Below are 26,217 nucleotides of genomic sequence, written 5' to 3' on the forward strand. Positions count from 1 at the left end.
ACGAGGCCGGCGCCACCGCGGCGTTCACCGCCACGGGCACCTCGTACTCCACGCACGGCGAGCCGCTGATCCCGATCTACATCTTCTACTCGATGTTCGGCTACCAGCGCACCGGCGATGCTTTCTGGGCCGCCGGCGACCAGATGGCGCGCGGTTTCGTGATCGGCGCGACTGCCGGGCGCACCACGCTCACCGGTGAGGGCACGCAGCACGCGGATGGGCACTCGCCGCTGCTGGCATCGACCAACCCGGCGACGGTGAGCTACGACCCGGCATACGGCTACGAGGTGTCGCACATCGTGCAGGCCGGCATCGAGCGGATGTACGGCGGATCGCACCCCGATCCCGATGTCATGTACTACCTGACGGTGTACAACGAGCCGCTCAAGCAGCCCGCCGAACCCGAGGACGTCGATGTCGATGGCATCCTCAAGGGCATTCACCGCGTCTCCGAGGGCACCGGCGACGGGCCCCGCGTGCAGCTGCTCGCCTCCGGCGTCGGTGTGCCGTGGGCGGTCGAGGCACAGGAACTGCTCGCGAACGACTGGGGCGTCACCGCCGATGTGTGGTCGGTGACCAGCTGGAACGAGCTGCGCCGCGACGGCCTTGCCGCCGACGAGCACAACTTCCTGCACCCCGAAGAGGAGCCGCAGTCCGCCTACCTGACGCAGAAGCTGCAGTCGGCGGAGGGTCCGTTCGTCGCGACGAGCGACTACATGCACGCCGTGCAGGATCAGATCCGGCAGTGGATCCCCGGCGACTACTACACGCTGGGAGCAGACGGCTTCGGCTTCGCAGACACCCGCGCCGCAGCTCGCCGCTTCTTCAAGATCGACGGGCCTTCCATGGTGGTCCGCGCACTCCAGGCCCTCGCCGACAAGGGCGCCATCGACCGCTCGGTGATCGCCCAGGCGATCGCTAAGTACGACCTGCACAACGTGAACGCGGGTACGAGCGGGAACGCCGGCGGCGAGAGCTGAGCGGCGTGTGACCACATCGTCTAGTCCACCGATGGATAAGGCTGCGACGCTCGCCTGGCTGCGTCGCGTCTCAGGCGACCTCGCGACCGCGACGATCCAGCGGCTCGATGACACCCTGCCCTGGTACGCCGACATGCCACCAGCCCGCCGCTCCGCGGTGGGTCTGGTGGCGCAGGCGGGCATCACCTCGTTCATCCAGTGGTTCGACGACCCGACATCGACGCCGTGGATCGCAGCAGACATCTTCGCTGCGGCTCCCCGCGAACTGCTGCGCAGCGTCAGCCTGACGCAGACCCTGCAACTGATCCGTGTCACGGTAGAGGTCACCGAGGAGCGCATCGCCGGCAAGGGTGAGATGCTGCGCGAAGCGATTCTGCTGTACTCGCGGGATGTGGCGTTCGCCGCCGCCGACGTTTACGCCCGCGCCGCGGAGGCGCGCGGACTGTGGGATGCCCGGCTCGAAGCGCTGGTCGTCGATTCCATCCTCACGGGTGAGGCCGACGAAGAGCTGCCCAGCCGAATCGCCGCCCTCGGCTGGCATGGCCATGGGGAGGTCTGCGTTCTCGTCGGCACGACTCCCCCGCAGTTCGACGTCGATCATGTCCGCCGCACCGCACGCAAACTGTCGGTCGACGTGCTGATCGGCGTGCAGGGATCCCGTCTCGTGCTCGTACTCGGCCGTGCCCAGGTGCCCGGCCGCGAAGGCGAAGAGCTCGACGACGACCTCGCGTTCGAAGAGATCGCCGCCCGCCTGGAGCCGTCCTTCGGCACCGGTTACGTGGTGCTCGGTCCGCCCGTCGCAGCGTTGGTGGATGCCGGTCAGAGTGCCCGTGCGGCGCTCGCCGGCTTCGCCGTCGCCCGCGCCTGGCGCACCGCTCCCCGCCCCGTCGAGGCAGACGATCTGCTGCCCGAGCGCGCGCTCGCCGGCGATCCGCTCGCCAAGCAGACCCTCATCGACCGGATCTACCGGCCGTTGCAGGCGCACTCCACCGACCTGGTGACGACACTGTGGAGCTATCTCGACAATGGCCGCTCGCTGGAGGCGACCGCCCGCGAGCTGTTCGTGCATCCCAATACGGTGCGCTATCGCCTCAAACGCGTCAGCGAGGTCATCGGCTGGGATGCAACGGGCCCGCGTGAGGCACTGATCCTGCAGACCTCGCTCATTCTCGGTTCGATCGGCACCACCGACACCGTCCGTCGCCGCCCCACCGCGCGGCGCTCACGCTAGCCGTCCCTGACGCTGTACGCCACGCACAAACGAAACGACGAATCTTGTGAGGGTACATCCACCGTTTCGCCCCGATCGTTGGCAGACTGATGAGGTGATTGTCGTCGCCTGCCCTGGACAGGGCTCACAGACCCCCGGCTTCCTCGCGCCCTGGCTCGAACTCGACGGCGTCGCCGAGAGCCTCGCCGCCTACTCCGAGGCCGCTGAGGTGGACCTCGTCCTGCACGGCACCGAGTCCGATGCCGACACGATCCGCGACACCCGCATCGCCCAGCCGCTCATCGTTGCGGCATCGCTGATCGCCGCCAAAGCGGTCATGCAGCACGCCGGACGCGCGCCCGACGGCGTCGCGGGCCACTCCGTCGGAGAGCTGGCCGCCCTCGTCGGGACCGCTGTGATCTCGGCGGAGCAGGCCATGCGCCTCGTCGGCGTCCGCGGACGTGCGATGGCGGATGCCGCGGCTCGCACCCCGACCGGCATGAGCGCTGTGGTCGGCGGTGACGAGCAGGCCGTCCTCGCCCGCCTCGCCGAGCTCGGACTGACGCCGGCGAACCACAATGGCGGCGGCCAGATCGTCGCCGCCGGGGACCTGCCCGCCCTCGCCGCCCTGGCCGAGGAGCCACTGAAGGGCACCCGCGTGATCCCGTTGCAAGTGGCCGGCGCCTTCCACACCGAGTACATGGCACCAGCCGTCGACGCCCTGCGCACCGCTGTCGCCGATCTCACTCCGAACGACCCCGCGACCACGCTGTGGACCAATCGTGACGGCTCGGTCGTCACCTCTGGGGTACAGGCTCTCGACCTCATCGTCAATCAGGTGTCGTCGCCGGTGCGCTGGGATCTGTGCATGGCCTCCTTCGCCGACGCGGGGATCACCGGCATGATCGAGCTCGCCCCGGCAGGTGCCCTCGCCGGGCTCGCCAAACGGGGGCTGCGCGGCACGCCGGTCGTCGCCGTGAAGACACCAGATGATCTCGATGCAGCGGCTGAGCTGCTGAACGGAGCCGCAGCATGCGATGTACTGAGCGAACGGAGAGAGTCGAAGTGACCGCCACCCTCAAGCAGGCCACCGGTCCGCAGTACACCCGCATCCTCTCGTACGGTGCCGCGCGCGGTGAGAATGCCGTGCCAAACGATGACCTGGTCGGCCCGATCGATTCCAGTGACGAATGGATCCGACAGCGCACCGGCATCATCACTCGCATGCGCGCTAACAGCGACACCAGCGCGGTCGACCTGGCCGCGATCGCGGGAGCCGAGGCGATCGAGAAGTCCGGCGTTGCGGCATCCGACATCGATCTCGTGATCGTTGCGACCATCAGCAACATGCGTCAGACGCCGTCGGCTGCGGCTGTCGTCGCCGATCGGGTCGGCGCGAACCCTGCTGCGGCGTACGATTCCAACGCGGCCTGCGCCGGATACGCGTACGCCATCGCCCAGGCTGACGCGCTGATCCGAGCGGGTAGTTCTCACTACGCACTCGTGATCGGCACCGAGAAGCTTTCCGATGTCGTCGACCCCACCGATCGCAGCATTTCCTTCCTGCTCGGCGACGGCGCCGGAGCCGTGGTCATCGGACCGAGCGACACGCCCGCGATCGCCCCCGTGGTGTGGGGGTCAGACGGCTCGAAGGCCGACGTGGTGACGATGAACCGCACCCTCATCGAATACCGCGACGGTGGCGGCGACGTCCCCTGGCCGACACTTCGTCAGGAGGGCCCGACGGTCTTCCGCTGGGCGGTGTGGGAAATGGCCAAGGTCGCACGTGAAGCGCTGGATGTCGCCGGAATCGAAGCATCCGACCTCGCGGCGTTCATCCCGCACCAGGCCAACATGCGCATCATCGATGAATTCGCCAAGCAGCTGAAGCTCCCCGAGACGACGATCATCGCCCGCGACATCGAGACCACGGGCAATACCTCAGCGGCATCCATCCCGCTCGCGACCCACCGTCTGCTGGCCGAGCATCCCGAAGTGTCGGGTGGTCTCGCGCTGCAGATCGGGTTCGGCGCCGGTCTCGTCTTCGCGGCGCAGGTCGTCGTCCTCCCCTGAACCACGCACGCCGTTCCCTAGAATGGGCAACGGTTCCGAACACAACCCGCAAGAAAGAGGAAATCCACATGGCTTTCACCAACGATGAGGTCCTGGCCGGCCTCGCCGAGCTCGTCACCGATGAGACCGGCATTGACAGCTCCGAGGTCGCCCTCGAGAAGTCGTTCACCGACGACCTCGACATCGACTCGATCTCGATGATGACCATCGTCGTCAACGCCGAAGAGAAGTTCGGAGTCACCATCCCCGACGACGAGGTCAAGAACCTGAAGACCGTCGCGGACGCCGTGAACTTCATCGTCGCCGGCCAGGAGTAATTCCCGAGAGGTGCCACCGCGCTGACGGCGCCGTGGCACCTCCTTTCCCGATAAGGAACCACACGCACATGACCAAGCGCATCGTCGTCACCGGCATCGGCGCCAGCTCCGCGATCGGCGGCACTGCTCCCGAGAACTGGTCCAACCTGCTCGCTGGCATGTCCGGCGGCCGAACGCTCGAACACGACTGGGTCGCCGAGTACGAACTCCCGGTGACCTTCGCGGCTGAGGCGATCGTGCGCCCCGAAACCGTGCTGGCACGTCCGCAGGCCAAGCGCCTCGACCCGTCGTCGCAGTTCGCGATGGTCGCTGCGATGGAGGCCTGGGAGGATGCCGGTTCCCCCGACGTCGACCCCGACCGCCTCGGCGTCGATTTCGCCACCGGCATCGGCGGCGTGTGGACCCTGCTCGACGCGTGGGACACGCTGCGCGAGAAGGGACCGCGGCGTGTCATGCCGATGACGGTTCCGATGCTGATGCCCAATGCGGCAGCCGGCAACCTCTCCCTCCACTTCCAGGCACGCGCGTTCGCCCGCACGGTGGCGTCCGCATGCGCCTCCAGCACCGAGTCGCTCGTGAACGCCCACGAGCATCTGCGGGCGGGTCTCGCCGATGTCGTCATCGCCGGCGGCACCGAGTCGGCGATCCACCCGATCACCGTGGCATCCTTCGCCTCTATGCAGGCGCTTTCCCGGCGCAACGATGACCCGGCGACAGCGTCGCGTCCGTACTCGGTCGACCGAGACGGCTTCGTCATGGGCGAGGGCGCCGGCGTGCTCATTCTCGAGACCGAGGAGCACGCGAAGGCGCGCGGAGCGAAGATCTACGGCGAACTCGTCGGCGGCGGCGTCACAGCGGATTCGTACCACATCACCGCGAACGACCCCGAGGGCCGCGGAGCCGAGCGCGCCGTGCGACTCGCCCTCGAAGCAGCCGGTCGCACCCCGGACGAGATCACGCACGTCAACGCACATGCGACGTCGACGCCGGTGGGCGATCCGAACGAGTACATCGCACTGCGCAATGTCATCGGCGACCGGGTGCACGAGATCCCGGTCTCCGCGACGAAGGCATCCACCGGGCATCTGCTCGGCGGCACCGGCGCGCTCGAGGCGATCTACACCGTGCTCGCGATCCGCGAGCGGATCGCACCGCCGACCATCAACATCAGCACGCAGGATCCCGAGATCCCGCTGCTGGTCTCGGGCGACTCCCAGCCATTGGGTGATGGCCCGCAGCTCGCGATCAGCAACTCGTTCGGCTTCGGCGGTCACAACGCCGTCGCGGCATTCACCGACTACGACGGTTGATGGCCTCGGACGCCGACGCCCTCGCCGTGTTCTGGGACGCGGCGCGTGCCGCTCACCCCGAGCTGCCGCCGTCGAGCCCCGAGGCATGGGCATTCGGTGCGACCCCCGAGCACGCCGACAGTCTGCTCGCCCTGGTGCTCGTCGGCACCAAGACTGCAACGGCATCCGCACTCTGGGATTACGAAGCCACCGGCGATCCCCTCCCCAAAGCAGGCGACCTCAGCATCATCCTCGACAGCGCCAGTACGCCGCGCGCCGTCATCGAGACGACCTCCGTCGCGATCGTTCCGTTCGACCGGGTGACCGCGGAGCACGCACACGCGGAGGGTGAGGGGGATCGCACGCTCGGCTACTGGCGCGAAGCGCATGAGCTCTTCTGGCGCGAGCATTCCGAGAACCCGCGCGGCTTCGAACCGGACATGCCGGTGCTGTGCGAGCAGTTCCGCGTCATTTGTGCCTGCTGACAGCATCCGGGGCGCGGGATTCGCGTTCTCAGCTGCCGGGATCATCACCGGCTTCCGATACTGACGCCTCCCGACGCCCCGAGCCTGTGCGCGGTGAGGATCACCCGACCTTGTGGAGCCACACCACGCTGGCGTCGTCGCTGGCATGGCGGAACGGCTCGAGTTCCTCATCCCAGGCGGAGCCGAGCGCGACGTCGAGTTCGCGCTGGAGTTCGATGGCACTGCCGGCGGCGATCTCCATCGCGTACCGGATACGGTCCTCGCCGATGACGATGTTGCCCGCGGCGTCGGCCTGAGCGTAGTGGATGCCGAGGTCGGGCGTGTGCAGCCAGCGACCGCCGTCGCTGCGAGGAGTGGGATCTTCGGTGACCTCGAAGCGCAGGTGCTCCCAGCCGCGGATCGCGGTCGCGAGAGCGGCTCCCGTGCCGACGGGGCCATCCCAGTAGAACTCGGCACGGCGGGATCCCTCAAGCACGGGCTGGTCGGCCCAGTCAAAGTTCACCGCACGACCGATGGCGCGCCCGACCGCCCATTCCAGGTGCGGGCAGAGCGCGCGAGGAGCGGAGTGGATGTACACCACTCCGCGTGCGTAAGCCGTCGCCATGATCTCTCCGTTTCATCAGGTGCGTCTTCCCCTACGACCTGTTCCACGAGAGTGGCGTTTCTATGCGGTTATACCGCGATTATGACCCAGAACCCGCCGAATAACAAGCCTGTCATTCGGCGGGTTCCAGCGCGACGCTTACGCCTCGCTCATGGCCTGCTTGACCTGTTGGCCCTTGGCTGCGTAGTACGCGGCGCGGGCAGCGTCCTTACGGGCCTGCTCGGCGTAGCCGGCCTCGAGCACGTCCTGCGGGACTTCGTAATTCTCAACCTGATCGGTGCCGTTGTACTTCTCGATGTAGGCGTCGAGCTCGGGGCCCGACGTCCACGAGGTGATGAGGTTGTAACGCGGCTCGGATCCGACGTGAGTCGCGGCATGCCACAGGCGCTGCGTGTCGACGATGAGCTGGGCGCCGGCCGGCAGCGCGAGGCGCACCTCCCCAGCTGGGTCGGTGCGATTCTCGCGCAGCACGAAGAAGCTGTCCTTGTCATCGGTCAGGTTGAAGAATCCGCGAACCACCCAGCCCGTTCCGTCGGGGTTGAGGCGGTTGTTGTCGTCCTGGTGAAGGTTGTAGAGGCACTCGCCGTACGGGGTCGGCTGCAGTTCGATGACGCGGCACCGGCCGACGTTCGCGCCCGGCTCCTGCGCGCGACGGGTGAGGTTCGGAGCCTTCTCCGTCTGCGACGGGATCCAGACGCCGTCCTTGTCGGTGCGCGGCGGCTTGTGGTTCCAGAAGCCGTTGCACTCGATCTCGCCCTTGGCACTGGCCAACGGCGCGAAGCGCGTGTCACCCGAGGACTTCCAGTCGTTGTACTCGATGTCGAGCCATTCCTTGGGGTCGAGCTCCTGGTTGTAGCTGTCGAGGACGACGAATCCCTTGTCTTCGAGAGCAGCGGATTTGATATATGCCATGATCCGAGTCATGTCCTTTCATCGGGGGCCAGCACGTTTTAACAGGCCCTGATAAGGCAAGCCTAACAGCGGGTGCGCCACGTTCCCGAGGACGCGGCCATGCGATTCGCGCCGGACTAGACTCGAATTCGGCGGAGCGACCGGTGCCGCCGATGTGAGGAGCAGAAGCGAGCAACATGGCAACCGCCACGAACGTCGAAGCGCACGCCGTCGGCACCATCGAGTGGCTCTCCGCTCCGGGCACCGCCATCGTCGTGCCGGTGTATCAGCGCCAGTACCGCTGGGATATCGGGGGCTGCGAACGACTGCTCGCAGACATCCGTGCCGTCGCCGGGCAGGATGCTGCGCACCGCCACTTCATCGGATCGATCCTCTCCGCCCAGGATTCATCCGAGACCGATCTGATCCTCATCGACGGACAGCAGCGCATCACCACGATCATGCTGCTGGTCGCTGCGCTTCACCACACTGTGCGCGATACCGACCCGGGCATGGCCGCAGAACTCGAACGCGTGCTCGTGCGCGCTGACGACCCCGCGCGCACGAAACTGCGGCCCCACGACGCCTGGGCGCACCTCTACGAGTCGGTCGTGCTCGATCGCGATCAGAATGCCGACCGCGAATCGCGCTTCGACGACAACTACGCGTTCTTCCGGAGCCAGGTGCACGCCGACGAGGCCGCCCGCATCTGGCGCGGCCTGCAGCGCCTCGAGCACGTGTCGATCACGCTCCGCGCGGAGGCCAACGCCCAGCAGATCTTCGAGAGCCTGAATTCCACCGGCGAACCGCTGCGCGATCACGAGCTCATCCACAACTACATCCTCATGGGGCTCACCCATGCCGAGCAGCTGGATGTCGAGGCGCGCTTCTGGCTGCCCATCGAACGCCACACCGGCGAGATGATCGGCGCGTTCTGGCGGCATTACCTGGTCATGACCACGGGGCGCGAAGTGACCGCCGACGGCGAGCACGGCGTGTACGCCGCCTTCCGCCGCTCCTTCCCCAGCGTGGACGTCGATCATCTGCAGGCGGATGCCGAGATCTGGCGCCACTACGCCGAAATCTACGGCATCCTGCTCGATCCCTCCCTCGAGACGGATGCCGAGATCCGCCGTCAGCTCGAGTACATCAGCACCTTCGGGCGAGCCGCGTACCCGCTGGCGATGAGCGTCTACAGCGATCATGCCCGCGGGCTGATCAGCCGCGAAGAACTCGTCGAGACGCTGGAATGGACCCAGGCGCTGTATCTGCGCCGTGCGCTGGTCGGCCTGCCGCCGGAGCGTCTCATCGCTCGACTGTGCCGCGCCCGCACCGAGGGGCGCGATTCGCTCATGCGCGCCTTCGCCCGCATCACCCCGTCGGACGAGCGGGTCAGCGCTGTGCTCAAGTACGTCGAACTCCCCCACGCCGCGTACGTCCTCGGTCGCCTCGAGGACGTCGATGACCCCGATGACTACGACATCGAGCACATCGTGCCGCTGCTTCCCGGCGAGACCTGGTCCGGTGATGGTGCGCGGCCGTGGACCGAGTACTCCGAGGACGAACAGAACAGCCACCGTGCTCTGGCCCCCACTCTCGGCAATCTCACTCTGCTGGAGTCGGCACTCACCGAGCGCGTGTTCGGCGCCTCGTTCCCCGACAAGCAGACAGGCGCCTACACACGCAGCTCCGTCGCGGAGACCAGGGCGCTCGCCTCGGCGCCCTCGTGGGGCACAGCGGCCATCTCCGAGCGCACCCAGCGCCTCACAGCATCCCTCCTGCAGATCTGGGCACGGCCCGCGCTCCCCGAAATCGATGATGACGGTCTGACGCCCGTATTGGATGCCGTGCGCCGGCGCGGCTGGCCGGCAGGCTGGGACCGCGAGTTCGACTATGTCGAGTACCGCGGCGAGCACTGGGAGGTCAAGGATGTCCGGGCGCTGTTCAATCGAGTGTTCCGGCGCGCGTGGACGGATGACCGGCCGGCGGCTCTCGCCTACAGCGCCGCGCACGGCGGCCCGATCTACGCGGAGATGGCGTGGAAGGGCCAGTGGGATGTCCTCGGCGACGACACGTTCCTGTACATGGGGTGGGATTCGAACTACATGATGAACGCGCTGCAGGGCGTGCTGGAGGAGTCGGGGATCTCTGCCGAGGTCTTCGTGAAGTACTCGTACATCGGGAACGTGATGTGATGCGACAGGATGCCCCCGTTGACCTGACCTTCGACGCGATCGCTCTGAGCTGGAACGAGGACGCTCCTCTCGAATGCGAATGCGACCACGGCGACGACGAGGCCTACGCGCCGTGCGGCCGCCGCGCCAAGTGGCGGGTGACGATCGACTGCACCTGCGGTGAGAATCACCCCCGCACGGTCGAACTGCTGTGCACCAAGTGTCTGCGCACGGCCCGGAGCGACCTCGGCGCCGAGGCCATCACAGCCCGCCCGCTGTAGCGGAGTTCAGAGTGGGGCGGGTGGGACTTGAACCCACGATCGTCGGGTTATGAGCCCGCTGCCTTGACCAGCTTGGCCACCGCCCCGTACGGATTCCACTCTATCGGAGCGGTACTGCTCCCTCGTGCTCCTGAAGATGCTCGTGGTAGATCTCCGCGTTGCGGATGAGATCGGCGCGCTCGTCGTCGGTGAGCTGTCGTCGTACCTTCGCCGGGACCCCTGCCACCAGCGACCCGTCCGGGATCTCGGTGCCGCCGAGGATCACGGCACCGCCGGCGATCAGGCAGCCACGACCGATCACGGCACCGCTGAGGATGACCGATCCCATCCCGATGAGCGATCCATCACCGATCGTGCAGCCGTGCACGACGGCGTTGTGCCCGATCGACACGTTCTCGCCGATCGTGACGCCGTGCCCGGTGTCGACGTGCACAGAGACGTTGTCCTGCACGTTGCTGCCAGCGCCGAGGACGATTCCAGCAGAGTCGCCGCGCAGCACAGCGTTGTACCAGACGCTCGATTGTGACGCGAGGGTCACCTCGCCGATGATGCGCGCGCCGTCGGCGACGAAGGCGTCTTCTGCGATGCGTGGAGAGGCATCGGCGAGGGCGAGAACGGATGCTGACGACGAGATGCTCATGAGGTGAGACTACCCTGACTTCCGCGTGATTCCGGGGATCCACGGCTCGATTAGCCCAGCCTCAGCTTGCTTGCGGAATGTCTGAGGCTGAGTAGCGTTATATCCATCAGGCATCAAGATAGCCGTTCTGGAGGAAGAAAATGACCAAGGCGCAGACCGTTCCCACCACCGCCAGCGACCCGACCGTGGCAGCCGCAGCGGCACAGTTCCTCTCCCCCGTCGTCCTCGGCCTGCAGGCCCTGACGATCAGCACGAAGCAGGCCCACTGGCACGTCCGCGGCGCCAACTTCGTCGGGGTGCACGAGCTGTTCGACACCATCGTCGCCCACGCCGGCGCCTTCGCCGACACCGCCGCAGAGCGCATCGTCGCCCTCGGGCTGCCGATCGACGCCCGTGTCTCGGCCGTCGCCGAGAAGGGTGCCGGCTCCGAGGTTCCGGCCGGCTTCGCACAGTCGAGCGACCTCATCCGCAACGTGATCGCCGACATCGACGCGATCCTCGTCGACACCAAGGCCGCGATCGATGGCCTCGACGAGGTCGATCTCACGAGCCAGGACGTGGCGATCGAGATCATGCGCGGGCTCGAGAAGGACCGCTGGTTCCTCCTCGCACACATCGCCGAGTAGACAAGCACCCACGCAGAGAGAGGGCGCCGGATCTGATCCGGCGCCCTCCCTCTCTGCGTCTGTCCTACTGGACGCCGGTCTCCATCGCCGCGCGCAGCGCCGCGGTGTACTGGGGCGCCAGGCTGTCGGCGAAGGTCACCGTCAGGTGGTCCTGGTCGCGGTACACGTTGGCGCCTCCGACGACCGGGGCGCAGGTGTCCGCGTCGCAGAAGACCTCGGTGAAGTCCAACAGCGTGACTCCGGCGGTGCCATCGGCAGCATCTCGCAGCGGATCGTTCTCGACGAGCAGCTCGGAGCGCGCACCGGAGCATTCGGATGCGTCGCGCGAACGCAGGCACTTGTTGGGGTCGGTCTCCCAGACCGGGTTGTCGACGACGGTCAGCACGGGGATCCCGCGGTCGGTCATCGACGACCATGCTTCGCTGTAGCCGGCGACGGCGGCGTCGAACGATGAGTCGTGGCCGGCCGACGAGTACGGCGTGTTCGAGATTGCGGAGGTGAAGACCACATCGAACTCGCTGTCGGCGAGCTGCTGGTCAACGCCGTCGCGCCATTGGTCGCACGCCTCGCCGAATGAACCGCCCGTCGCCAGCGGAGTCGTGTTCCAGGGGCAGGCGCCCTTGAAATAGGTCGTCAGATGCCAGCCCTCGCGCTCGGCGATGCCCTCGAACGTCGGCAGCAGCTGATAGGCGTGGCTGTCGCCGACGAGGGCGACACGGGGAGCGTCCGGATCATCCGACCCGAACTCGCAGGACACCGGTCGCGAGTCGTTGAGCTGAATGAAGCACTGCGGCTCGTCTGGACTGTCAGCACCCGCGAATCCCGGGGCCGGCAGAATCGTGTCTGGTCCGATGCCCGCGCACGATTCGTCGAGCACGCTGGCTGCACCGAAGCACTCCGCGGGGTTCTCGCGCGCATCCTGGATCGCCTGAACGCCCTGCTCGTATGAGGTGGCGTTCGCTGCCCAACCGCCGGCTGCTACGGCGCCGACGAGGACCATGGCGCCCAGCGAGGCCCACAGCGTCACCCGTGGTCGGCGCGTGGTGAGCGGCTTCCAGGAGCGGACCGGGTCCTCCACGAAACGCTTGGTCAGCCAGGCCAGCACGAAGCAGATGCCCAGCAGCGCGACACGGTGGTAGATCGTCAGGCCCCAGAACGGCACGGAGGGTGCGATGACGATGAGCGGCCAGTGCCACAGGTAGAGGCTGTAGGAGATGTCGCCGGTGAACCGCATCGGCGGGATCGAGAGCAGTCGCGTCGGGTACCACCAGCGTTCGGTGTTGGAGGCGGCGATGATGGCCGCCGCGCCCAGCGTCGGCAACAGCGCCATGTAGCCGGGGAAGACGGTCTGCGCATCGAATGTGAACGCCGTGTACAGCAGGGCGATGATGCCCGCCCAGCCGAGGATGAAGCTCCCGAGCGGGTTGCTGACGCGCAGCCGCGGCACCAGGGCGATGAGAGCTCCGACACCGAACTGCCACATGCGGCCCATCGTCACGAAGTAGGCCGGGGCCGGGTCGCTGATCGTGTAGACGACGCAGAAGATGAACGATGCGGCCGAAACGATGCCGATGGCGATCGCCGCGGCGCGCAGGCGCGCCCCGCGGAACCACTTCACGGCGATCCAGGCGGCCAGCAGCATGATCAGCGGCCAGATGACGTAGAACTGCTCTTCCAAGGACAGGGACCAGTAGTGCTGCACGGTCGTCGGGTCGCCCGAGAGTGCGAGGTAGTCGGCGGAGTTGAACGCGAGATACCAGTTCTCGACGTAGAAGGTCGAGGCGAGGATCTCACGAATCTCGGCAGGCATCGCCGAGGTGGGCGTGAGGAAAGGCAGGGCGGCGGCGATCGCGCAGAACAGCAGCACGAGCAGCGATGCGGGAAGCAGACGCCGGGCTCTGCGCGCCCAGAACTGGCCGAGGTTCACCCGCCCGGTCGACGTGAGCTCTCTGGCGAGATGAGCGGTGATCAGGAAGCCGGAGATCACGAAGAAGATGTCGACGCCGACGTAGCCGCCGCTCAGGCGCCCCGGCCAGAAGTGGTAAAGCACCACGAAGAGAACGGCGATGGCTCGCAGGCCCTGCACGTGCGGGATGAAGCGGCTGGATGCGGCGTGCTCCGGTGACCGATCGCGGCGAAGCTGGGCACGGGAGAGCGAGGGCGTCTGTGGAGCGGATGTCACGTTATGACGGTACCTGGTGCGCCCGCGAACCTGTGAAACCGCTCCGCACCACGGCCAGGATGCGCGAACCTTCAACCTGAGGTTGAAGGCGATCAGGCGAGGTGCATCAGATTCCCCGCGAGCACCGTCGCCAGCACCGGCATGCTGCCCAGCGTCGGAGCCGGTGTCGAGCGCGGGTCGGCGCCGCACACCACGAGGTCGGCGCGCTCCCCCGGCCGCACGGCGCCCCGGACGCTCGCCGCGATCGCCTTATCGATCGTCAGCCCCTCCTCGAGATGCCAGGGTTCCCGGTCATCGTCTGTGCGATGCACAGCCGCCGCCATCGCCTGCCACGGGTCGAGCGGGCTCACGGGGGCATCGGATCCCAGCCGCAGCTCGACACCGGCGCGCAGCAGCGATGCCATCGGGTACCCGAGCGATGTCTGCGCCGCCCAGTAGCCGTCGACGAGGTCGCGATCGTCGAGGGCATGCTGCGGCTGCACGCTCGCCGCGAGTCCCAGGCGCGCGATCCGCGCGATGTCGGCATGCCTGACGAGCTGCGCGTGCTCGATGGTGCCGGTCGCGCCCGTCGTTGTCACCGCATCGAGTGCGGACGAGACCGCACGATCACCGATCGCATGCATCGCCGCCGCGAGCCCCGCACCGGTCGCCTCCGTGAGCAGATCGACGAGCTCGGCCGGAGAAACGTTGAGCACGCCGCGGTCAGTGTCGTCCTCCGGATAGGGATGCGTGCACGCCGCCGTGCGGGTGCCCAGGGAGCCGTCGGTGATGACCTTCAGCGAGCCGACGCGCACGAGCCCTGCACCATCGCCCAGTGCGTCGCCGGTGCGCAGGCCGGCGGCGATCGCGCGGGCCAGGTCGGCCGGGTACACCGCGAACTCCACGCGCTGCGACCGGAATCCGGAGGCTGCGCGCCGCGCCCAGGCATCGGCATTCCACGCCATATCGAAATCGACGAACCCGGTGACACCGCGGGCCACGGCAGCTCGACCCGCTGTCGCCACGGCACGATCACCGTGCAGGGGATCCACGGCGTTCAGACGCTGGGAGATCTCGAACGCGTCCTCTTCGCGCAGCATCCCGTCGGGCGAGGCGAAACCTTCCCGGCGCAGGGCGGCGGTGTTGAGCCAGACGCTGTGCACATCGGCGTTCACGAGATAGGTGGGCACGCCACTGGTCGCGGCATCCAGGACGGCGAGCGACGGATCATCCGGCCACAGCGCATCGCGGAAGCCGGTTCCGATGCGACGGCCATCAGCGAGAGCCGCGACCGTCGACATGCGGGCGGCGGCCTCCGACGCCGACGATGCGCCACCGAGCTGTTCGCGTTCGGCTGCGAGGGACCACTGGAGCATGTGCACGTGACTGTCCCACATCCCCGGCACGACCCACGCGCCGTCACCTTCGAGGATCGCCCCTCGCGCTGGCAGCGCCCCCGTCGGTGCGATGTCGACGATCCGGTCGCCTTCGAGATGGATATCGACCGGCTCATCGTCAATGAGATGTTCACGTCCTGGGCCGGCGATGCGGACGCCGCGGATCACCGCGACAGCGTCGTCAACTGCCGTCATGCCGTCCGTCCGGGGCGGGCATCCTGTGCCCGGCGCATCTCGTCGGCCAGGGCGGGATTCGCGTAAACGCCGTCGCTCTGCAGCTCAGCGATGACGTTCTCGACCGTCGCGGCATCCTTGTTCTGACTCAGCTTGCGCTTGGCCACCACGCGCGTCGGCGTGAGCCGGAATCCCACCGTCCCGGCAGCGAGACGCCGGACGAACGCGTCGTCGTTCGGACGCTCCCACATCAGGCGCGGGTCCGGCAGCCGACCTTCGAAGCGCTCGACGAGCCGGTCGAGCACGCGCAGGTTCTCCTCATCGCTCAGGATCTCGGGCACCCCGGCAAGGTGCACGGCGATGTAGTTCCACGTCGGCACGGCCGGGGTGTCGGGGCCGTACCAGCCGGGCGACACGTATCCGTGCGGGCCCTGGAAGACGACGAGCAGCTCGCGCTCCCCCATGCCGTGGATCAGGTCGTCCGGACGCCCGACGTGCCCGACGATCGTGAGGTCGTCGCGCTCGTCGTCAAGCATCATCACGTAGTGCGACGCCACCTGTCCCTCATCGGCCGAGCTGACGATCGTCGCCCACGGGTTCTGCTCGATCACACGGCGCATCTCGACGACATCGGCCAACGTGAAACTGGGGTTCTGACGCATCCCCTCAGCCTACGACCGTTGACGATCAGGTCTGCGACGCTTCGAGGCGACCACCGGGATCGTCTCGGTCTTCCACTCGTTCCACCCCGGAGTCCCGGTCATGAAGGCATCGATCTCCTCCCGCGTCGCGCGCAGCTTCGGGTCGTGCTTCAGATACTGCCGCGTCTCGCGCGCCACCAGTCCCGACAGCACCAGCAGGCCGATGAGGTTCGGCAGGGCCATCAGCCCGTTCATCACATCCGAGAACGCCCATACGACCCCCAGCTGCACCGTGCAGCCGATGAACACGACGACGGAGAACAGAATGCGGAACGGCATCACCGCCCGCCTCCCGAGGAGGCGTTCGATGTTGCGCTCGCCGTAGTACGACCAGCCGAGGATCGTGGAGCCGGCGAAGAGTACGAGCCCGAGCGTCACGATGATGTGCCCCCAGTCACCCGGCAGCCCGTGCGAGAAGGCCTCGGCCGTCATGAGCGCCGCGCTCAGCTGCTCCCCGGTTTCGGGATCGATCTGGTTCCACGTGCCTGTGGCGATGATCACCAGGCCGGTGCAGGTCACCACGATGATCGTGTCGATGAAGGTCTGCGTCATCGACACCAAGCCCTGACGCACCGGGTGGCTGGTCTTCGCAGCCGCTGCGGCGATCGCCGCCGACCCCATGCCCGACTCGTTCGAGAAGATGCCGCGAGCCACGCCGTACTGCACGGCGATGATGATGACCGAACCGGCGAAGCCGCCGACGGCGCTGGTGCCGGTGAACGCCTCGGTGAAGATCTGCGCGAACGCGGACGGAAGCGCTCCGACGTTCGCGATGAGAATGTAGATCGCCCCGAGCACGTAGAACACGATCATGATCGGAACGAGACCGGCGGTCACGCGGCCGATCGATTTGATGCCGCCGACGAGCACGCTCAGCGCGAAGATCGTCAGCACGACGCCCGTGATCCAGGTTGGAACGTTGAAGCTCGACTCGAGGTTGGTGGCGATCGAGTTGCCCTGGGTCATATTGCCAATGCCGAAGCAGGCGATCACGGCGAAGATGGCGAACGAGAGCCCCAGGATCTTGCCGACCGGCCCCCGGATGCCGCGCTGGAGGTAGTACTGCGGTCCGCCGTTCTTCTCACCGGCGGAATCCGTGGTGCGAAAGCGCACCCCGAGGAACGCTTCGGAATACTTCGAGGCCATGCCGAGCAGACCGGTGATCCACATCCAGAACAATGCGCCGGGTCCGCCGATCCCGATCGCCGTTGCGACGCCGACGATGTTGCCGGTGCCGACCGTCGCCGCCAGCGCTGTCGTCAGCGCCTGGAACTGTGAGATGTCGCCGTCAGAACCCGGATCCTTCCGGGTGAAGAGTCCGAGACGCAGGCCGGCGCCGAGACGGATGAACTGCAGTCCGCCCAGCCTGATCGTCAGATAGAGACCGGTGCCGAGCAGCAGCGGTATGAGGAACCACGGCCCCCAGATCCAGCTGCTGAATGTCTCGAGCGCGGTCTGCAACCCGGTGAGGTCCATGATGCTCCTGTCTGCGTCGGTGCAGTCGATGGAACCACATTAGTCATGCCTGGCAGCGAGGGCACCAGTAAAGTTTCCGTGCGCCGAGCTCTTCGAGCACGATCTCCGTGCCGCACACCCGGCAGGGAAGCCCTGCCCGGTGGTAGACCCAGTGCCGGTCATCGCGACTGGCCATTGCAGCACGGTAGTCCTCGGGTGACAGATCGTCCATCGTCATCATCTGACCGGTCTCGACCCCGATCGCCAACAGGCGCACCCAGTCGTGCCAGAGGTCTCGTACGACCTCTTCCGGCACCTGCTTGCCCGGCGTGTGCGGGTTCAGCCGTGCCCGGTACAGCATCTCAGCACGATAGACGTTGCCGATCCCGCTGACGACGGACTGGTCCATCAGCACCAGCGCGATCGCCGTGCCCTTCTTGCGCACGGCGCTGACGAATCTCTCTTCGTTCTCGACCGGATCGCCCACGAGCGGATCGGGGCCGAGCTTCGCCACCGTCGCGAGCATCTCATCGGGGGTCTGCAGCACGCACGCGGTCGGGCCGCGCAGATCGGCGGCCGTGATATCGGTCATCAAGCGCAGCCGCACCTGACCGACGATCAGCGGGGGCCATTCCGAGCCCTCGTCCTGGAGACCCTTGGTCTGCTCAGACATCCGCACATGCACCCGGGTGCGACGCGGGGCGCCGATGGACGTCAGCGAGTTCTCGCCGGCAGCATCCAGAATCGGCTCCGCGTCTGGCGCCTCGAGATCTGTGCCGCGCTGGTTCGTCTGCCCCATCCGACCGTTCGCCGATGCGATCGTCGGGTCGAGCAGGATCTCACCGGCAAAGTCCCATGCGCCGTACAGGCCGAGGTGCACGCGCAGCCAGAGGTCTCCCTCAGCCTCGAGGAACATCTGTTTGCCGACCGCCTTGACGCTCACGGCCTCGCGTCCGTCGAGGATGGCCGCCCCCTCGATGAAACGCCCCTGCGGACTGGACGCATGCAGCGTCTTGCCGATGAAGTTCCGGTCGAACTGCCGTGCGATCCGGTGTACGGAGTGTCCCTCAGGCATGTCAGGAGTTCGGGTCGGCCTGCTCGCGGGGGTCGGGAAGCAACGACCCGTCGCGCTCGAAGTCCGCGATCTGTCCGATGCGGCGAACGTGCCGCTCCTCGTCCGAGAACGGGGTGCTGATGAACCGGTCGATCAGCGCGACGACCTCGTCGAAGGTGTGCTGGCGCGCACCGATCGAGATGACGTTGGCGTCGTTGTGCTGGCGGGCGAGCTCGGCCGTGGAGAGGTTCCACACGAGCGCAGCACGCACCCCGTGCACCTTGTTCGCCGCGATCTGCTCGCCGTTGCCCGATCCGCCGAAGACGACGCCGAGCGCTTCGGTTCCCGCGGTCTGGTCGGCGACGACGGCCTGCGCCGCACGGATGCAGAAGGCCGGGTAGTCATCCAGTGCGTCGTACGCGATCGGACCGTGGTCGACGACCTCGTGGCCGAGGGAGCGCAGGTGCTCCTGCAACTGCGTGGAGAAGTCGAGCCCCGCATGGTCGGTGGCGATGTGGATGCGCATGCTCACCATCCTAGAAGCGACGGCGGACGCGCCGAGTCAGGGAGCGATCCCGGCGGCAGCGGGCCGGAACCCGAGCCGTACGTTCTCGCAGTCGCCGGGACGCGAGACGTCGTACCAGGGCCCGAGTGCGGTGACGTGCGGACGCTCGGCGGCCGGCATCCCCTCGACGCGCTCGAGGACGAGATCGATCAGCCCCGAGACGAAAGCCGGGTGGATGCCGGGAGTCGGCGTGCGCACGGCCGCGATGCCGGCCTCTGCAGCGGATTCCATCGCCTCGGTATCGAGGTCCCACATGACCTCCATGTGGTCGCTGACGAATCCGAGCGGGACGATGACGACGGCCAGCGCACCCGATGCGGGCAGCTCGGCGATGACGTCATTGATGTCGGGCTCGAGCCAGGGCTGGCTGGGTGGGCCCGAGCGTGACTGGAAGACGAGCTGCCACGGCACGGTTGTGTCCCCGGTCACCGGGGCGAGGTTCTCGATGATGTGCTCGGCGACCGCACGGTGCTGCGCGGCATAGGCACCGCCGTCGCCCCAGTCGACGTCGCGCGGGCCGGAGCGCTCGGCATCCGCCGTCGGAATCGAGTGCGTCGAGAACAGGACGTGGATGTCGGATGCCGCGATCCCGTCTGCGAGGAACTTCGCAACCGCGGCATCCACCCCTTCTTGGAAGGGCGTGACGAAACCGGGGTGGTCGAAGAACAGGCGCACCTTGTCTGCGGTGACGCGCTCTTCGAGGCCGGCCTCGGTGATGGCCCGCGCGATGTCCTCCCGATACTGGCGGTCGCTGGAATAGGAGCTGTATGCGCTCGTGGCGAGCACGAGCAGCGTCGTGTGCCCATCGTTCACCGCGGCGGTGAAGGCGTCTTCGAGGTACGGCTCCCAGTTGCGGTTGCCCCAGTAGACCGGCAGATCGATGCCGTGGTCTGCGAGCTCGGCCTCCAGCGCGGCCTTCAGGTCGCGGTTCTGCTGATTGATCGGGCTCACGCCGCCGAAGTGCCGATAGTGGTGCGCCACCTCCTCCAGGCGCTCGTCGGGGATCCCGCGCCCCCGGGTCACGTTGCGGAGGAAGGGGATGACGTCATCCTGCCCCTCCGGCCCGCCGAAGCTCGCCAGCACCAGCGCGTCGTACGCGACGGGGGTCTCGATGAATTCGGCGCCACCGGCCGCAGCCGGCGAAGCGAAGGGAACACTGATCTGATCGGTCGCAGTCACCCCTCCATCTTTCCATCTGAGAGCGCTCGCAACGTCGCTGTCCTGGCGTAGGCTGTCATGGTTGCCGTCGGCGCCAGCAGCGTCGGCCCGAGGTGATACCCCCCGAACCCCTGGGAGAACAGCTGTGCCTGGAGAGAATCTCACCCGAATCGAAGCGCAGGAGCGCCGTGGGCTCGTCGACACGCAGTCGTACGAAGTCTCGCTCGACTTGACCAAGGGCGCCGAAGTCTTCGGATCCCGCAGCGTCGTGCGCTTCACGGCGAAGCCCGACAGCTTCACGTTCATCGATCTCATCGCCCGTGACGTGCGCGAGATCTCGCTCAACGGTGAACAGCTCGACCCGGCAGAAGTCTTCGCGGACTCCCGCATCGCTCTGAACGGCCTGCAGGCGGAGAACGTCCTCGTCGTCGACGCGGACTGCCTCTACACGAACACCGGCGAGGGGCTGCACCGCTTCGTCGACCCGGTCGACGACGAGGTGTACCTGTACTCGCAGTTCGAGGTGCCCGACTCCCGTCGCGTATTCGCGGTCTTCGAGCAGCCCGATCTGAAGGCCACCTTCCAGTTCACCGTCACCGCGCCGGACGCGTGGAAGGTCATCTCCAACTCCCCCACGCCCGAGCCCATCAACCACGACGAGAGCAGCACCTCGACGTGGGGCTTCGAGCCCACCCCGCGCATCTCGTCGTACATCACGGCTCTCATCGCCGGCCCGTACGAGTCGGTCTTCTCGGAGCTCACCAGCGCCGACGGGCGGGTCATCCCGCTCGGCGTGTACGGGCGCAGAAGCCTGTGGGAACACCTCGACGCGGACTACATCTTCGACAAGACCCGCGAGGGCTTCGCCTACTACGAGGAGAAGTTCGGCGTCCCGTACCCGTTCGCGAAGTACGACCAGCTGTTCGTGCCGGAGTTCAACGCCGGCGCGATGGAGAACGCCGGCGCGGTGACCTTCACCGAGACCTACGTCTTCCGCAGCAAGGTGACCGACGCCGTCAAGGAGCGCCGGGTCGTCACGATCCTGCACGAGCTCGCCCACATGTGGTTCGGCGATCTCGTCACCATGAAGTGGTGGAACGACCTGTGGCTGAACGAGTCGTTCGCCGAGTGGGCGTCGACCATCGCGACCGCTGAGGCCACCGAGTGGACCGAGGCGTGGACGACGTTCAGCGCCATGGAGAAGACCTGGGCGTACCGCCAGGACCAACTGCCCTCCACCCACCCGATCACCGCCGAGATCAACGATCTCGAAGACGTGCAGGTGAACTTCGACGGCATCACCTATGCCAAGGGCGGATCGGTGCTCAAGCAGCTCGCCGCCTGGGTCGGCATCGACGAGTTCTTCGCAGGCGTCGGGCAGTACTTCCAGAAGCACGCCTGGGGCAACACCGAGCTCAGCGATCTGCTCACTGAGCTCGAGGCCACCAGCGGGCGGGAGCTGGGCATCTGGTCGAAGAAGTGGCTCGAGACGGCCGGCGTGAACACGCTCTCCCCGGTCATCGCCGAAGATGTCGACGGCATCATCTCGCGCTTCGCGGTCACCCAGACCGCTCCGGCCGACTACCCCACCATTCGTCCGCACCGCCTGGGCATCGGCCTCTACAACCTCGACGGCGGTGCGCTCACCCGCACCCACTACGTCGAGATCGACGTCGACGGCGACCGCACCGAGGTGCCCGAGCTGCAGGGTCACAAGCGGCCCGACCTCGTGCTGCTCAACGACAACGACCTCGCCTACGCGAAGATCCGTCTCGATGAGCGTTCCCTCGAGACCGCCATCGCGCACCTCGGCGACATCTCGGATCCCCTCGCCCGCTCGCTCATCTGGGGCGCAGCGTGGGATCAGACCCGCGACGCCGAGAGCACAGCATCCGACTACATCGACCTCGTGCTCGGCAACATCGGGCGCGAGACCGAGTCGACCACCGTTCGCACCACGCTCGCCCAGCTGCGCACGGCCGCGAACCTCTACGTGACCCCCGCCGACCGGGACACCGCACGGCTCAAGGTCGCGGATGGCCTGTGGGAGCTCGCCCAGAGCGCCCCGGCCGGCAGCGACGGCCAGCTGCAGTTCGTCACCGCGTTTGCCTCGTCGCTGGCCGACGCCGAGCATGCCGGGATCATCGGGCGCCTGCGCTCCGGCGAAGACACTCTGCCCGGTCTGGAGATCGACACGGACCTGTCCTGGCAGCTGCTGGTCGGCCTCGCATCGATCGGCGCCACGGATGCCGCATCCATCGATGCCGCGCTCGCCGCGGACAACACCTCCAAGGGCGCCGAGTTCGCGGCACAGGCGCGCGCGGCGCTGCCGACCGTGGCGGACAAGCGCACGGCCTGGGCCTCGCTGGTCGACAACGCCGATCTGCCGAATACGCTGATCCGCTCGGCCGCGCTCGGATTCGGCCACCCGAACAGCACGGGCGTGCTCGGCGAGTTCGTGCAGAGCTACTTCGACATGCTCGTTCCGGTCTGGGAATCGCGCACCTACCAGATCGCGAACTACCTCATCGTGGGGCTCTATCCCACAGCGCTGGCGAACGTCGAGCTGCGTGACGCGACACGGACGTGGCTCTCCGAGAACGCGGAAGCCGCCCCAGCGCTGCGCCGCCTCGTCGGCGAAGGCCTCGCCGACGTCGAGCGCGCACTGGCCGCACAGGCCCGGGATGCCGAGGAGCCTGAGCTCGACGACTGAGCGATCCCTCTTCGATCGGGCCTCTGGCCGTGCTGCTCTCAGCCCGGCCAGAGGCCTGATCGCTAGAATCAGGAGGTGCTGAACCTCCCGAACGAGATCGTGCCCGAGCCGCCTCAGGCTCCGCAATGGCTGGTCGACCTGTGGATCGGCACGCTGACCTGGCTCGCCGCGGCGGGGCAGAACCTGATCCACGTCGCCGTGATCATCGTCGTCTGCATCGTCATCGCATTCGTCCTGCGACTGCTGATCCGGCGCATCGTGCACCGGGTCGTCGACCGGGCCAAGATCAAGGCCAATGTCAACGATACGCAGGCTCTCGAACGCTCACCGCTCGCAGACATGCGTCTCGTCCAACGCACCCGCACCCTCGGCACGATCCTGCAGAACATCGTCAATGTCGCGATCGTGATCGTCGCGCTCGTCCTGATCACCAATCGGCTCACCCCCGATCTGGTGGGCTCGCTCGCGCTGCTGACCGCCGCGATCGGGGCGGGCCTGGGCTTCGGCGCGCAGAACATCGTCAAGGACGTGCTCAACGGGCTGTTCATCGTCGCCGAAGATCAGATCGGCATCGGCGACATGGTCGACATGGGTCTCGCAACGGGGGTTGTCGAATACGTCGCGGTGCGCATCACCCATGTGCGCGACGTGAACGGAACGCTCTGGTACGTCCGCAACGGCGAGGTCACCCGGATCGGCAACATGTCGCAGGGCTGGGCGCGGGCGATCATCGACATCGGCGTTCCGGTCGATGCGGACGTCCCCGCGGTCGAGGCAGCGCTGCTCGAGGCGGCACAGAATCTCGCCAAGGAACCCAAGTGGCGCACGCGCATCATTGACCACCCTGAGGTGTGGGGGCTGGAATCGATGACCGGTGACGCCCTGGTCATCCGGGTCGTGATGAAGACCCGCGCGATCGCCATGGCCGACGTGTCACATGAGCTGCGCATGCGCCTCAAGGGTGCCGTCGAGTCGCTCGACCTCGCCGCGGCGTCACTCGAATCGGTCATCCCCGACGGCAGGGCCAGCGCCCGCCGCGTTCGCGGAGCGAATCCGCCGACGACTCGGCCGAACGCGGTCACCGGCGTGGCGCCTGTCGCCCGCGGCATCTGGCGCAAGAAGAATCCCCCGCAGCAGACAGAACCCCCGAAGGAATCCGAATGACGTTCTACGACGAGGTCGGCGGCTACACGACGTTCGAGCGCATCGTCGAGGTCTTCTACCGCGAGGTCGCCGACGACCCCGTGCTGAAGCCGATGTATCCCGAGGAGGATCTCGGACCGGCCGCAGATCGGCTCACCATGTTCCTCGCCCAGTACTGGGGCGGACCGACCACCTACGGCGAGAAGCGCGGGCACCCGCGGTTGCGCATGCGGCACATGCCCTTCCGCGTCGATCCGGATGCGCGCGACCGCTGGCTGCGCTGCATGCGGACGGCCCTCGACGAGGTTCAGCTGTCCCCGCTGCACGACGCGACGCTGTGGGACTACCTGGAGCGCGCCGCATATGCCATGGTGAATACGCTGCCCTCTGCGGCGTCCTCACCGGGGACACGGCCGACCCTCGACACGCGCAGCATCAGTCAGGATTCGACGGAGAACACATGACGACCACGCCCCTGTCCGCAGACGTCCTGGTGATCGGGTGGGGGCTCGCCGGCCTGGTGGCCGCATCCGAAGCGGCATCAGCGGGACGCCGGGTGATCCTCGTCGATCAGGAGCCGCGCCCGAATCTCGGCGGTCAAGCCTGGTGGTCGTTCGGCGGCCTGTTCTTCGTCGATTCGCCCGAGCAGCGCCGGATGGGCATCAAGGACTCCCTGGAGCTGGCAACGCAGGATTGGTTCGGAAACGCCGGGTTCGATCGCGATGAAGACGCGTGGCCGAGGCGGTGGGCGCAGGCCTACCTGGAGTTCTCCGCCGGAGAGAAACGGGCGTGGCTGCGGGAGCGGGGCGTCGGCTTCTTCCCGGTCGTGGGTTGGGCCGAACGCGGCGGTTACGGCGCGCTCGGGCCCGGAAACTCCGTGCCCCGCTTCCACATCACCTGGGGAACCGGTCCCGGCATCGTCGCGCCGTTCGAGTCCGCCGTGCGACAGGCAGAGGATGCCGGCACGCTGACGATCCTCCCCCGTCATCGTGTCGCCGAGTTGCTGGTCGCGGACGGTGCCGTCGTCGGCGCACGCGGCGACGTGCTGGCCCCGAGCGCCGCCGACCGCGGCACTCCATCATCGCGCGAGGTCGTCGGCGACTTCACGATCACGGCCGGCGCGACGATCGTCTCGTCGGGAGGCATCGGCGGCAACCATGGCCTCGTGCGCGCGTCCTGGCCGCCACGACTCGGGGCACCGCCCGCGCACATGCTCTCCGGCGTTCCCGCGTATGTCGACGGCTCGATGCACGCCGTCTCCGAGGCGGCAGGCGCGCACCTCATCAACGGCGATCGGATGTGGCACTACGTCGAAGGCATCCAGAGTTGGGATCCGGTCTGGCCGATGCACGGCATCCGCATCCTCCCCGGCCCGTCCTCGCTCTGGCTCGACGCGACCGGCAGACGGCTTCCGGTGCCGCTCTTCCCCGGGTTCGACACCCTGGGCACCCTGGAACACCTGCGCAAGACCGGGCACGACCACTCCTGGTTCATCACGTCGCGGCAGATCGTCGAGAAGGAATTCGCGCTGTCGGGCAGCGAGCAGAACCCCGACCTGACCGGCAAGGACGTCAAACTGCTGCTGAAGTCACGCCTGGCCAAGGGGCCGACGGGACCTGTGCAGTCCTTCCTCGACGAGGGCGCCGACTTCATCGTCGAGGACGACCTCGAGTCGCTGATCGAGCAGATGGCCCGGCACGACGGCGGCGAGCTCCTGGATCTTGACCGGGTGCGCCGCGAGATCGTCGCCCGCGATCTCGAGATGGACAACGACTTCACCAAGGACGCCCAGCTCGGGATGCTGCGCTCCATGCGCGGCTACCGCGGGGACAAGCTCATCCGCACCGCGGCGCCGCACCGACTGCAGGATCCGGCGGCGGGTCCGCTCATCGCGGTGAAGCTGCACGTGCTGACCCGCAAATCCCTCGGCGGTATCGAGACCGACCTCGACGGACGGGCGCTCAGCGCCGACGGCGACGTGATCCCCGGTCTGTACGCCGCGGGCGAGGCCAGCGGCTTCGGCGGTGGCGGCGTGCACGGGTACCGCGCTCTGGAGGGCACCTTTCTCGGCGGGTGCCTGTTCTCCGGGCGGCAGGCCGGGCGCGCGGCGGCGCGCTGACCGCGCG

At 67.4% G+C, this 26,217-nt stretch carries 24 protein-coding genes and 1 tRNA gene; 14 read left to right on the forward strand and 11 right to left on the reverse strand.

Annotated features, from left to right (window positions below):
• The 7 genes from ACTICP_RS10990 to ACTICP_RS11020 all read left to right on the forward strand — a co-directional run.
• On the forward strand, nt 1–980 hold a 980-nt coding region (locus ACTICP_RS10990; RefSeq protein ID WP_441892308.1), incomplete at its 5' end, for a transketolase-like TK C-terminal-containing protein.
• 31 nt (nt 981–1,011) lie between these two features.
• The gene (locus ACTICP_RS10995) at nt 1,012–2,211 is read left to right on the forward strand and encodes a PucR family transcriptional regulator (protein ID WP_441892310.1); all 1,200 of its coding nucleotides are present in this window, start codon (nt 1,012–1,014) and stop codon (nt 2,209–2,211) included.
• Between the two features lie 94 nt (nt 2,212–2,305).
• Nucleotides 2,306–3,259: an ACP S-malonyltransferase gene (locus ACTICP_RS11000; RefSeq protein WP_441892312.1), complete on the forward strand. Its 954-nt coding sequence runs from the start codon at nt 2,306–2,308 to the stop codon at nt 3,257–3,259.
• Nucleotides 3,256–4,263: a beta-ketoacyl-ACP synthase III gene (locus ACTICP_RS11005; protein WP_441892314.1), complete on the forward strand. Its 1,008-nt coding sequence runs from the start codon at nt 3,256–3,258 to the stop codon at nt 4,261–4,263. The genes ACTICP_RS11000 and ACTICP_RS11005 overlap by 4 nt, the downstream gene beginning before the upstream one ends.
• Before the next feature lie 68 nt (nt 4,264–4,331).
• Entirely contained in the window at nt 4,332–4,580 is a 249-nt protein-coding gene (locus ACTICP_RS11010; protein ID WP_147038765.1) for an acyl carrier protein, read from the forward strand.
• A 68-nt stretch (nt 4,581–4,648) separates the two neighbouring features.
• Entirely contained in the window at nt 4,649–5,890 is a 1,242-nt protein-coding gene (locus tag ACTICP_RS11015; protein ID WP_441892317.1) for a beta-ketoacyl-[acyl-carrier-protein] synthase family protein, read from the forward strand.
• Nucleotides 5,890–6,354 carry an ASCH domain-containing protein gene (locus tag ACTICP_RS11020; RefSeq protein WP_441892319.1) on the forward strand — a complete coding sequence of 155 codons (465 nt, stop codon included), beginning with the start codon at nt 5,890–5,892 and terminating at the stop codon, nt 6,352–6,354. The genes ACTICP_RS11015 and ACTICP_RS11020 overlap by 1 nt, the downstream gene beginning before the upstream one ends.
• Nucleotides 6,355–6,454: 100 nt before the next feature.
• Here ACTICP_RS11020 and ACTICP_RS11025 read toward each other — a convergent pair whose 3' ends face one another.
• On the reverse strand, nt 6,455–6,958 hold the full coding sequence (locus tag ACTICP_RS11025) for a DUF3145 domain-containing protein (protein WP_441892321.1): 504 nt from the start codon (nt 6,956–6,958) through the stop codon (nt 6,455–6,457).
• A gap of 138 nt (nt 6,959–7,096) precedes the next feature.
• Nucleotides 7,097–7,870 (reverse strand): hypothetical protein, encoded by a 774-nt coding sequence (locus ACTICP_RS11030; protein ID WP_441892323.1) that lies wholly within the window; start codon nt 7,868–7,870, stop codon nt 7,097–7,099.
• Between the two features lie 176 nt (nt 7,871–8,046).
• Here ACTICP_RS11030 and ACTICP_RS11035 point away from each other — a divergent pair, with 176 nt between their 5' ends.
• Nucleotides 8,047–10,044 carry a DUF262 domain-containing protein gene (locus ACTICP_RS11035; protein WP_441892325.1) on the forward strand — a complete coding sequence of 666 codons (1,998 nt, stop codon included), beginning with the start codon at nt 8,047–8,049 and terminating at the stop codon, nt 10,042–10,044.
• Nucleotides 10,044–10,304, forward strand: coding sequence for a hypothetical protein (locus tag ACTICP_RS11040; RefSeq protein WP_441892327.1), 261 nt, complete (start codon nt 10,044–10,046; stop codon nt 10,302–10,304). The genes ACTICP_RS11035 and ACTICP_RS11040 overlap by 1 nt, the downstream gene beginning before the upstream one ends.
• A gap of 12 nt (nt 10,305–10,316) precedes the next feature.
• On the opposite strand, the gene ACTICP_RS11045 is transcribed toward ACTICP_RS11040, so the two are convergent.
• Nucleotides 10,317–10,390: transfer RNA gene (locus ACTICP_RS11045), tRNA-Ile, on the reverse strand.
• Nucleotides 10,391–10,404: 14 nt separating this feature from the next.
• Nucleotides 10,405–10,944, reverse strand: a complete 540-nt coding sequence (locus ACTICP_RS11050; protein WP_441892329.1) for a gamma carbonic anhydrase family protein — start codon at nt 10,942–10,944, stop codon at nt 10,405–10,407.
• 140 nt (nt 10,945–11,084) lie between these two features.
• Between ACTICP_RS11050 and ACTICP_RS11055 the strand changes: the two genes are divergently transcribed.
• Entirely contained in the window at nt 11,085–11,570 is a 486-nt protein-coding gene (locus ACTICP_RS11055) for a Dps family protein (RefSeq protein WP_441892331.1), read from the forward strand.
• Between the two features lie 64 nt (nt 11,571–11,634).
• Here the strand turns inward: ACTICP_RS11055 and ACTICP_RS11060 are convergent, their stop codons facing one another.
• The 7 genes from ACTICP_RS11060 to ACTICP_RS11090 form a co-directional block, all read right to left on the reverse strand.
• Nucleotides 11,635–13,752: an acyltransferase family protein gene (locus ACTICP_RS11060; RefSeq protein ID WP_441892333.1), complete on the reverse strand. Its 2,118-nt coding sequence runs from the start codon at nt 13,750–13,752 to the stop codon at nt 11,635–11,637.
• Between the two features lie 92 nt (nt 13,753–13,844).
• Entirely contained in the window at nt 13,845–15,323 is a 1,479-nt protein-coding gene (locus ACTICP_RS11065) for an amidohydrolase (protein WP_441892335.1), read from the reverse strand.
• Nucleotides 15,320–15,964: an FMN-binding negative transcriptional regulator gene (locus ACTICP_RS11070; RefSeq protein ID WP_441892337.1), complete on the reverse strand. Its 645-nt coding sequence runs from the start codon at nt 15,962–15,964 to the stop codon at nt 15,320–15,322. The genes ACTICP_RS11065 and ACTICP_RS11070 overlap by 4 nt, the downstream gene beginning before the upstream one ends.
• A 9-nt stretch (nt 15,965–15,973) precedes the next feature.
• Entirely contained in the window at nt 15,974–17,479 is a 1,506-nt protein-coding gene (locus ACTICP_RS11075; protein ID WP_441892339.1) for an alanine/glycine:cation symporter family protein, read from the reverse strand.
• 43 nt (nt 17,480–17,522) lie between these two features.
• Nucleotides 17,523–18,533, reverse strand: a complete 1,011-nt coding sequence (locus tag ACTICP_RS11080) for an Fpg/Nei family DNA glycosylase (RefSeq protein WP_441892340.1) — start codon at nt 18,531–18,533, stop codon at nt 17,523–17,525.
• Between the two features lies 1 nt (nt 18,534).
• The gene (locus tag ACTICP_RS11085) at nt 18,535–19,038 is read right to left on the reverse strand and encodes a ribose-5-phosphate isomerase (RefSeq protein WP_441892342.1); all 504 of its coding nucleotides are present in this window, start codon (nt 19,036–19,038) and stop codon (nt 18,535–18,537) included.
• A gap of 36 nt (nt 19,039–19,074) precedes the next feature.
• Nucleotides 19,075–20,256, reverse strand: a complete 1,182-nt coding sequence (locus ACTICP_RS11090) for a ferrochelatase (protein ID WP_441892343.1) — start codon at nt 20,254–20,256, stop codon at nt 19,075–19,077.
• 124 nt (nt 20,257–20,380) lie between these two features.
• Here ACTICP_RS11090 and pepN point away from each other — a divergent pair, with 124 nt between their 5' ends.
• The 4 genes from pepN to ACTICP_RS11110 all read left to right on the forward strand — a co-directional run bounded on the left by pepN (nt 20,381) and on the right by ACTICP_RS11110 (nt 26,210).
• Nucleotides 20,381–22,948: an aminopeptidase N gene (gene pepN, locus ACTICP_RS11095; protein WP_441892344.1), complete on the forward strand. Its 2,568-nt coding sequence runs from the start codon at nt 20,381–20,383 to the stop codon at nt 22,946–22,948.
• 78 nt (nt 22,949–23,026) lie between these two features.
• On the forward strand, nt 23,027–24,112 hold the full coding sequence (locus tag ACTICP_RS11100) for a mechanosensitive ion channel family protein (RefSeq protein ID WP_441892365.1): 1,086 nt from the start codon (nt 23,027–23,029) through the stop codon (nt 24,110–24,112).
• Nucleotides 24,109–24,555, forward strand: coding sequence for a globin (locus tag ACTICP_RS11105; protein ID WP_441892346.1), 447 nt, complete (start codon nt 24,109–24,111; stop codon nt 24,553–24,555). The genes ACTICP_RS11100 and ACTICP_RS11105 overlap by 4 nt, the downstream gene beginning before the upstream one ends.
• Nucleotides 24,552–26,210 carry an FAD-binding dehydrogenase gene (locus tag ACTICP_RS11110; protein ID WP_441892348.1) on the forward strand — a complete coding sequence of 553 codons (1,659 nt, stop codon included), beginning with the start codon at nt 24,552–24,554 and terminating at the stop codon, nt 26,208–26,210. The genes ACTICP_RS11105 and ACTICP_RS11110 overlap by 4 nt, the downstream gene beginning before the upstream one ends.
• Nucleotides 26,211–26,217: the final 7 nt, after the last annotated feature.

Source organism: Microbacterium sp. (genome assembly GCF_052102115.1).
In the GTDB taxonomy this organism is placed as follows: domain Bacteria; phylum Actinomycetota; class Actinomycetes; order Actinomycetales; family Microbacteriaceae; genus Microbacterium.

Coding starts and splice junctions, on each gene's coding strand:
- ACTICP_RS11055 (WP_441892331.1), top strand. CDS start 11,085: ATGACCAAGGCGCAGACCGTTCCCACCACCGCCAGCGACCCGACCGTG.
- ACTICP_RS11085 (WP_441892342.1), bottom strand. CDS start 19,038: ATGCGCATCCACATCGCCACCGACCATGCGGGGCTCGACTTCTCCACG.
- ACTICP_RS11080 (WP_441892340.1), bottom strand. CDS start 18,533: ATGCCTGAGGGACACTCCGTACACCGGATCGCACGGCAGTTCGACCGG.
- ACTICP_RS11015 (WP_441892317.1), top strand. CDS start 4,649: ATGACCAAGCGCATCGTCGTCACCGGCATCGGCGCCAGCTCCGCGATC.
- ACTICP_RS11035 (WP_441892325.1), top strand. CDS start 8,047: ATGGCAACCGCCACGAACGTCGAAGCGCACGCCGTCGGCACCATCGAG.
- ACTICP_RS11040 (WP_441892327.1), top strand. CDS start 10,044: ATGCGACAGGATGCCCCCGTTGACCTGACCTTCGACGCGATCGCTCTG.
- ACTICP_RS11010 (WP_147038765.1), top strand. CDS start 4,332: ATGGCTTTCACCAACGATGAGGTCCTGGCCGGCCTCGCCGAGCTCGTC.
- ACTICP_RS11105 (WP_441892346.1), top strand. CDS start 24,109: ATGACGTTCTACGACGAGGTCGGCGGCTACACGACGTTCGAGCGCATC.
- ACTICP_RS11110 (WP_441892348.1), top strand. CDS start 24,552: ATGACGACCACGCCCCTGTCCGCAGACGTCCTGGTGATCGGGTGGGGG.
- ACTICP_RS11075 (WP_441892339.1), bottom strand. CDS start 17,479: ATGGACCTCACCGGGTTGCAGACCGCGCTCGAGACATTCAGCAGCTGG.
- ACTICP_RS11030 (WP_441892323.1), bottom strand. CDS start 7,870: ATGGCATATATCAAATCCGCTGCTCTCGAAGACAAGGGATTCGTCGTC.
- ACTICP_RS11025 (WP_441892321.1), bottom strand. CDS start 6,958: ATGGCGACGGCTTACGCACGCGGAGTGGTGTACATCCACTCCGCTCCT.
- ACTICP_RS11070 (WP_441892337.1), bottom strand. CDS start 15,964: ATGCGTCAGAACCCCAGTTTCACGTTGGCCGATGTCGTCGAGATGCGC.
- ACTICP_RS11065 (WP_441892335.1), bottom strand. CDS start 15,323: ATGACGGCAGTTGACGACGCTGTCGCGGTGATCCGCGGCGTCCGCATC.
- ACTICP_RS11020 (WP_441892319.1), top strand. CDS start 5,890: ATGGCCTCGGACGCCGACGCCCTCGCCGTGTTCTGGGACGCGGCGCGT.
- ACTICP_RS11050 (WP_441892329.1), bottom strand. CDS start 10,944: ATGAGCATCTCGTCGTCAGCATCCGTTCTCGCCCTCGCCGATGCCTCT.
- ACTICP_RS10995 (WP_441892310.1), top strand. CDS start 1,012: ATGGATAAGGCTGCGACGCTCGCCTGGCTGCGTCGCGTCTCAGGCGAC.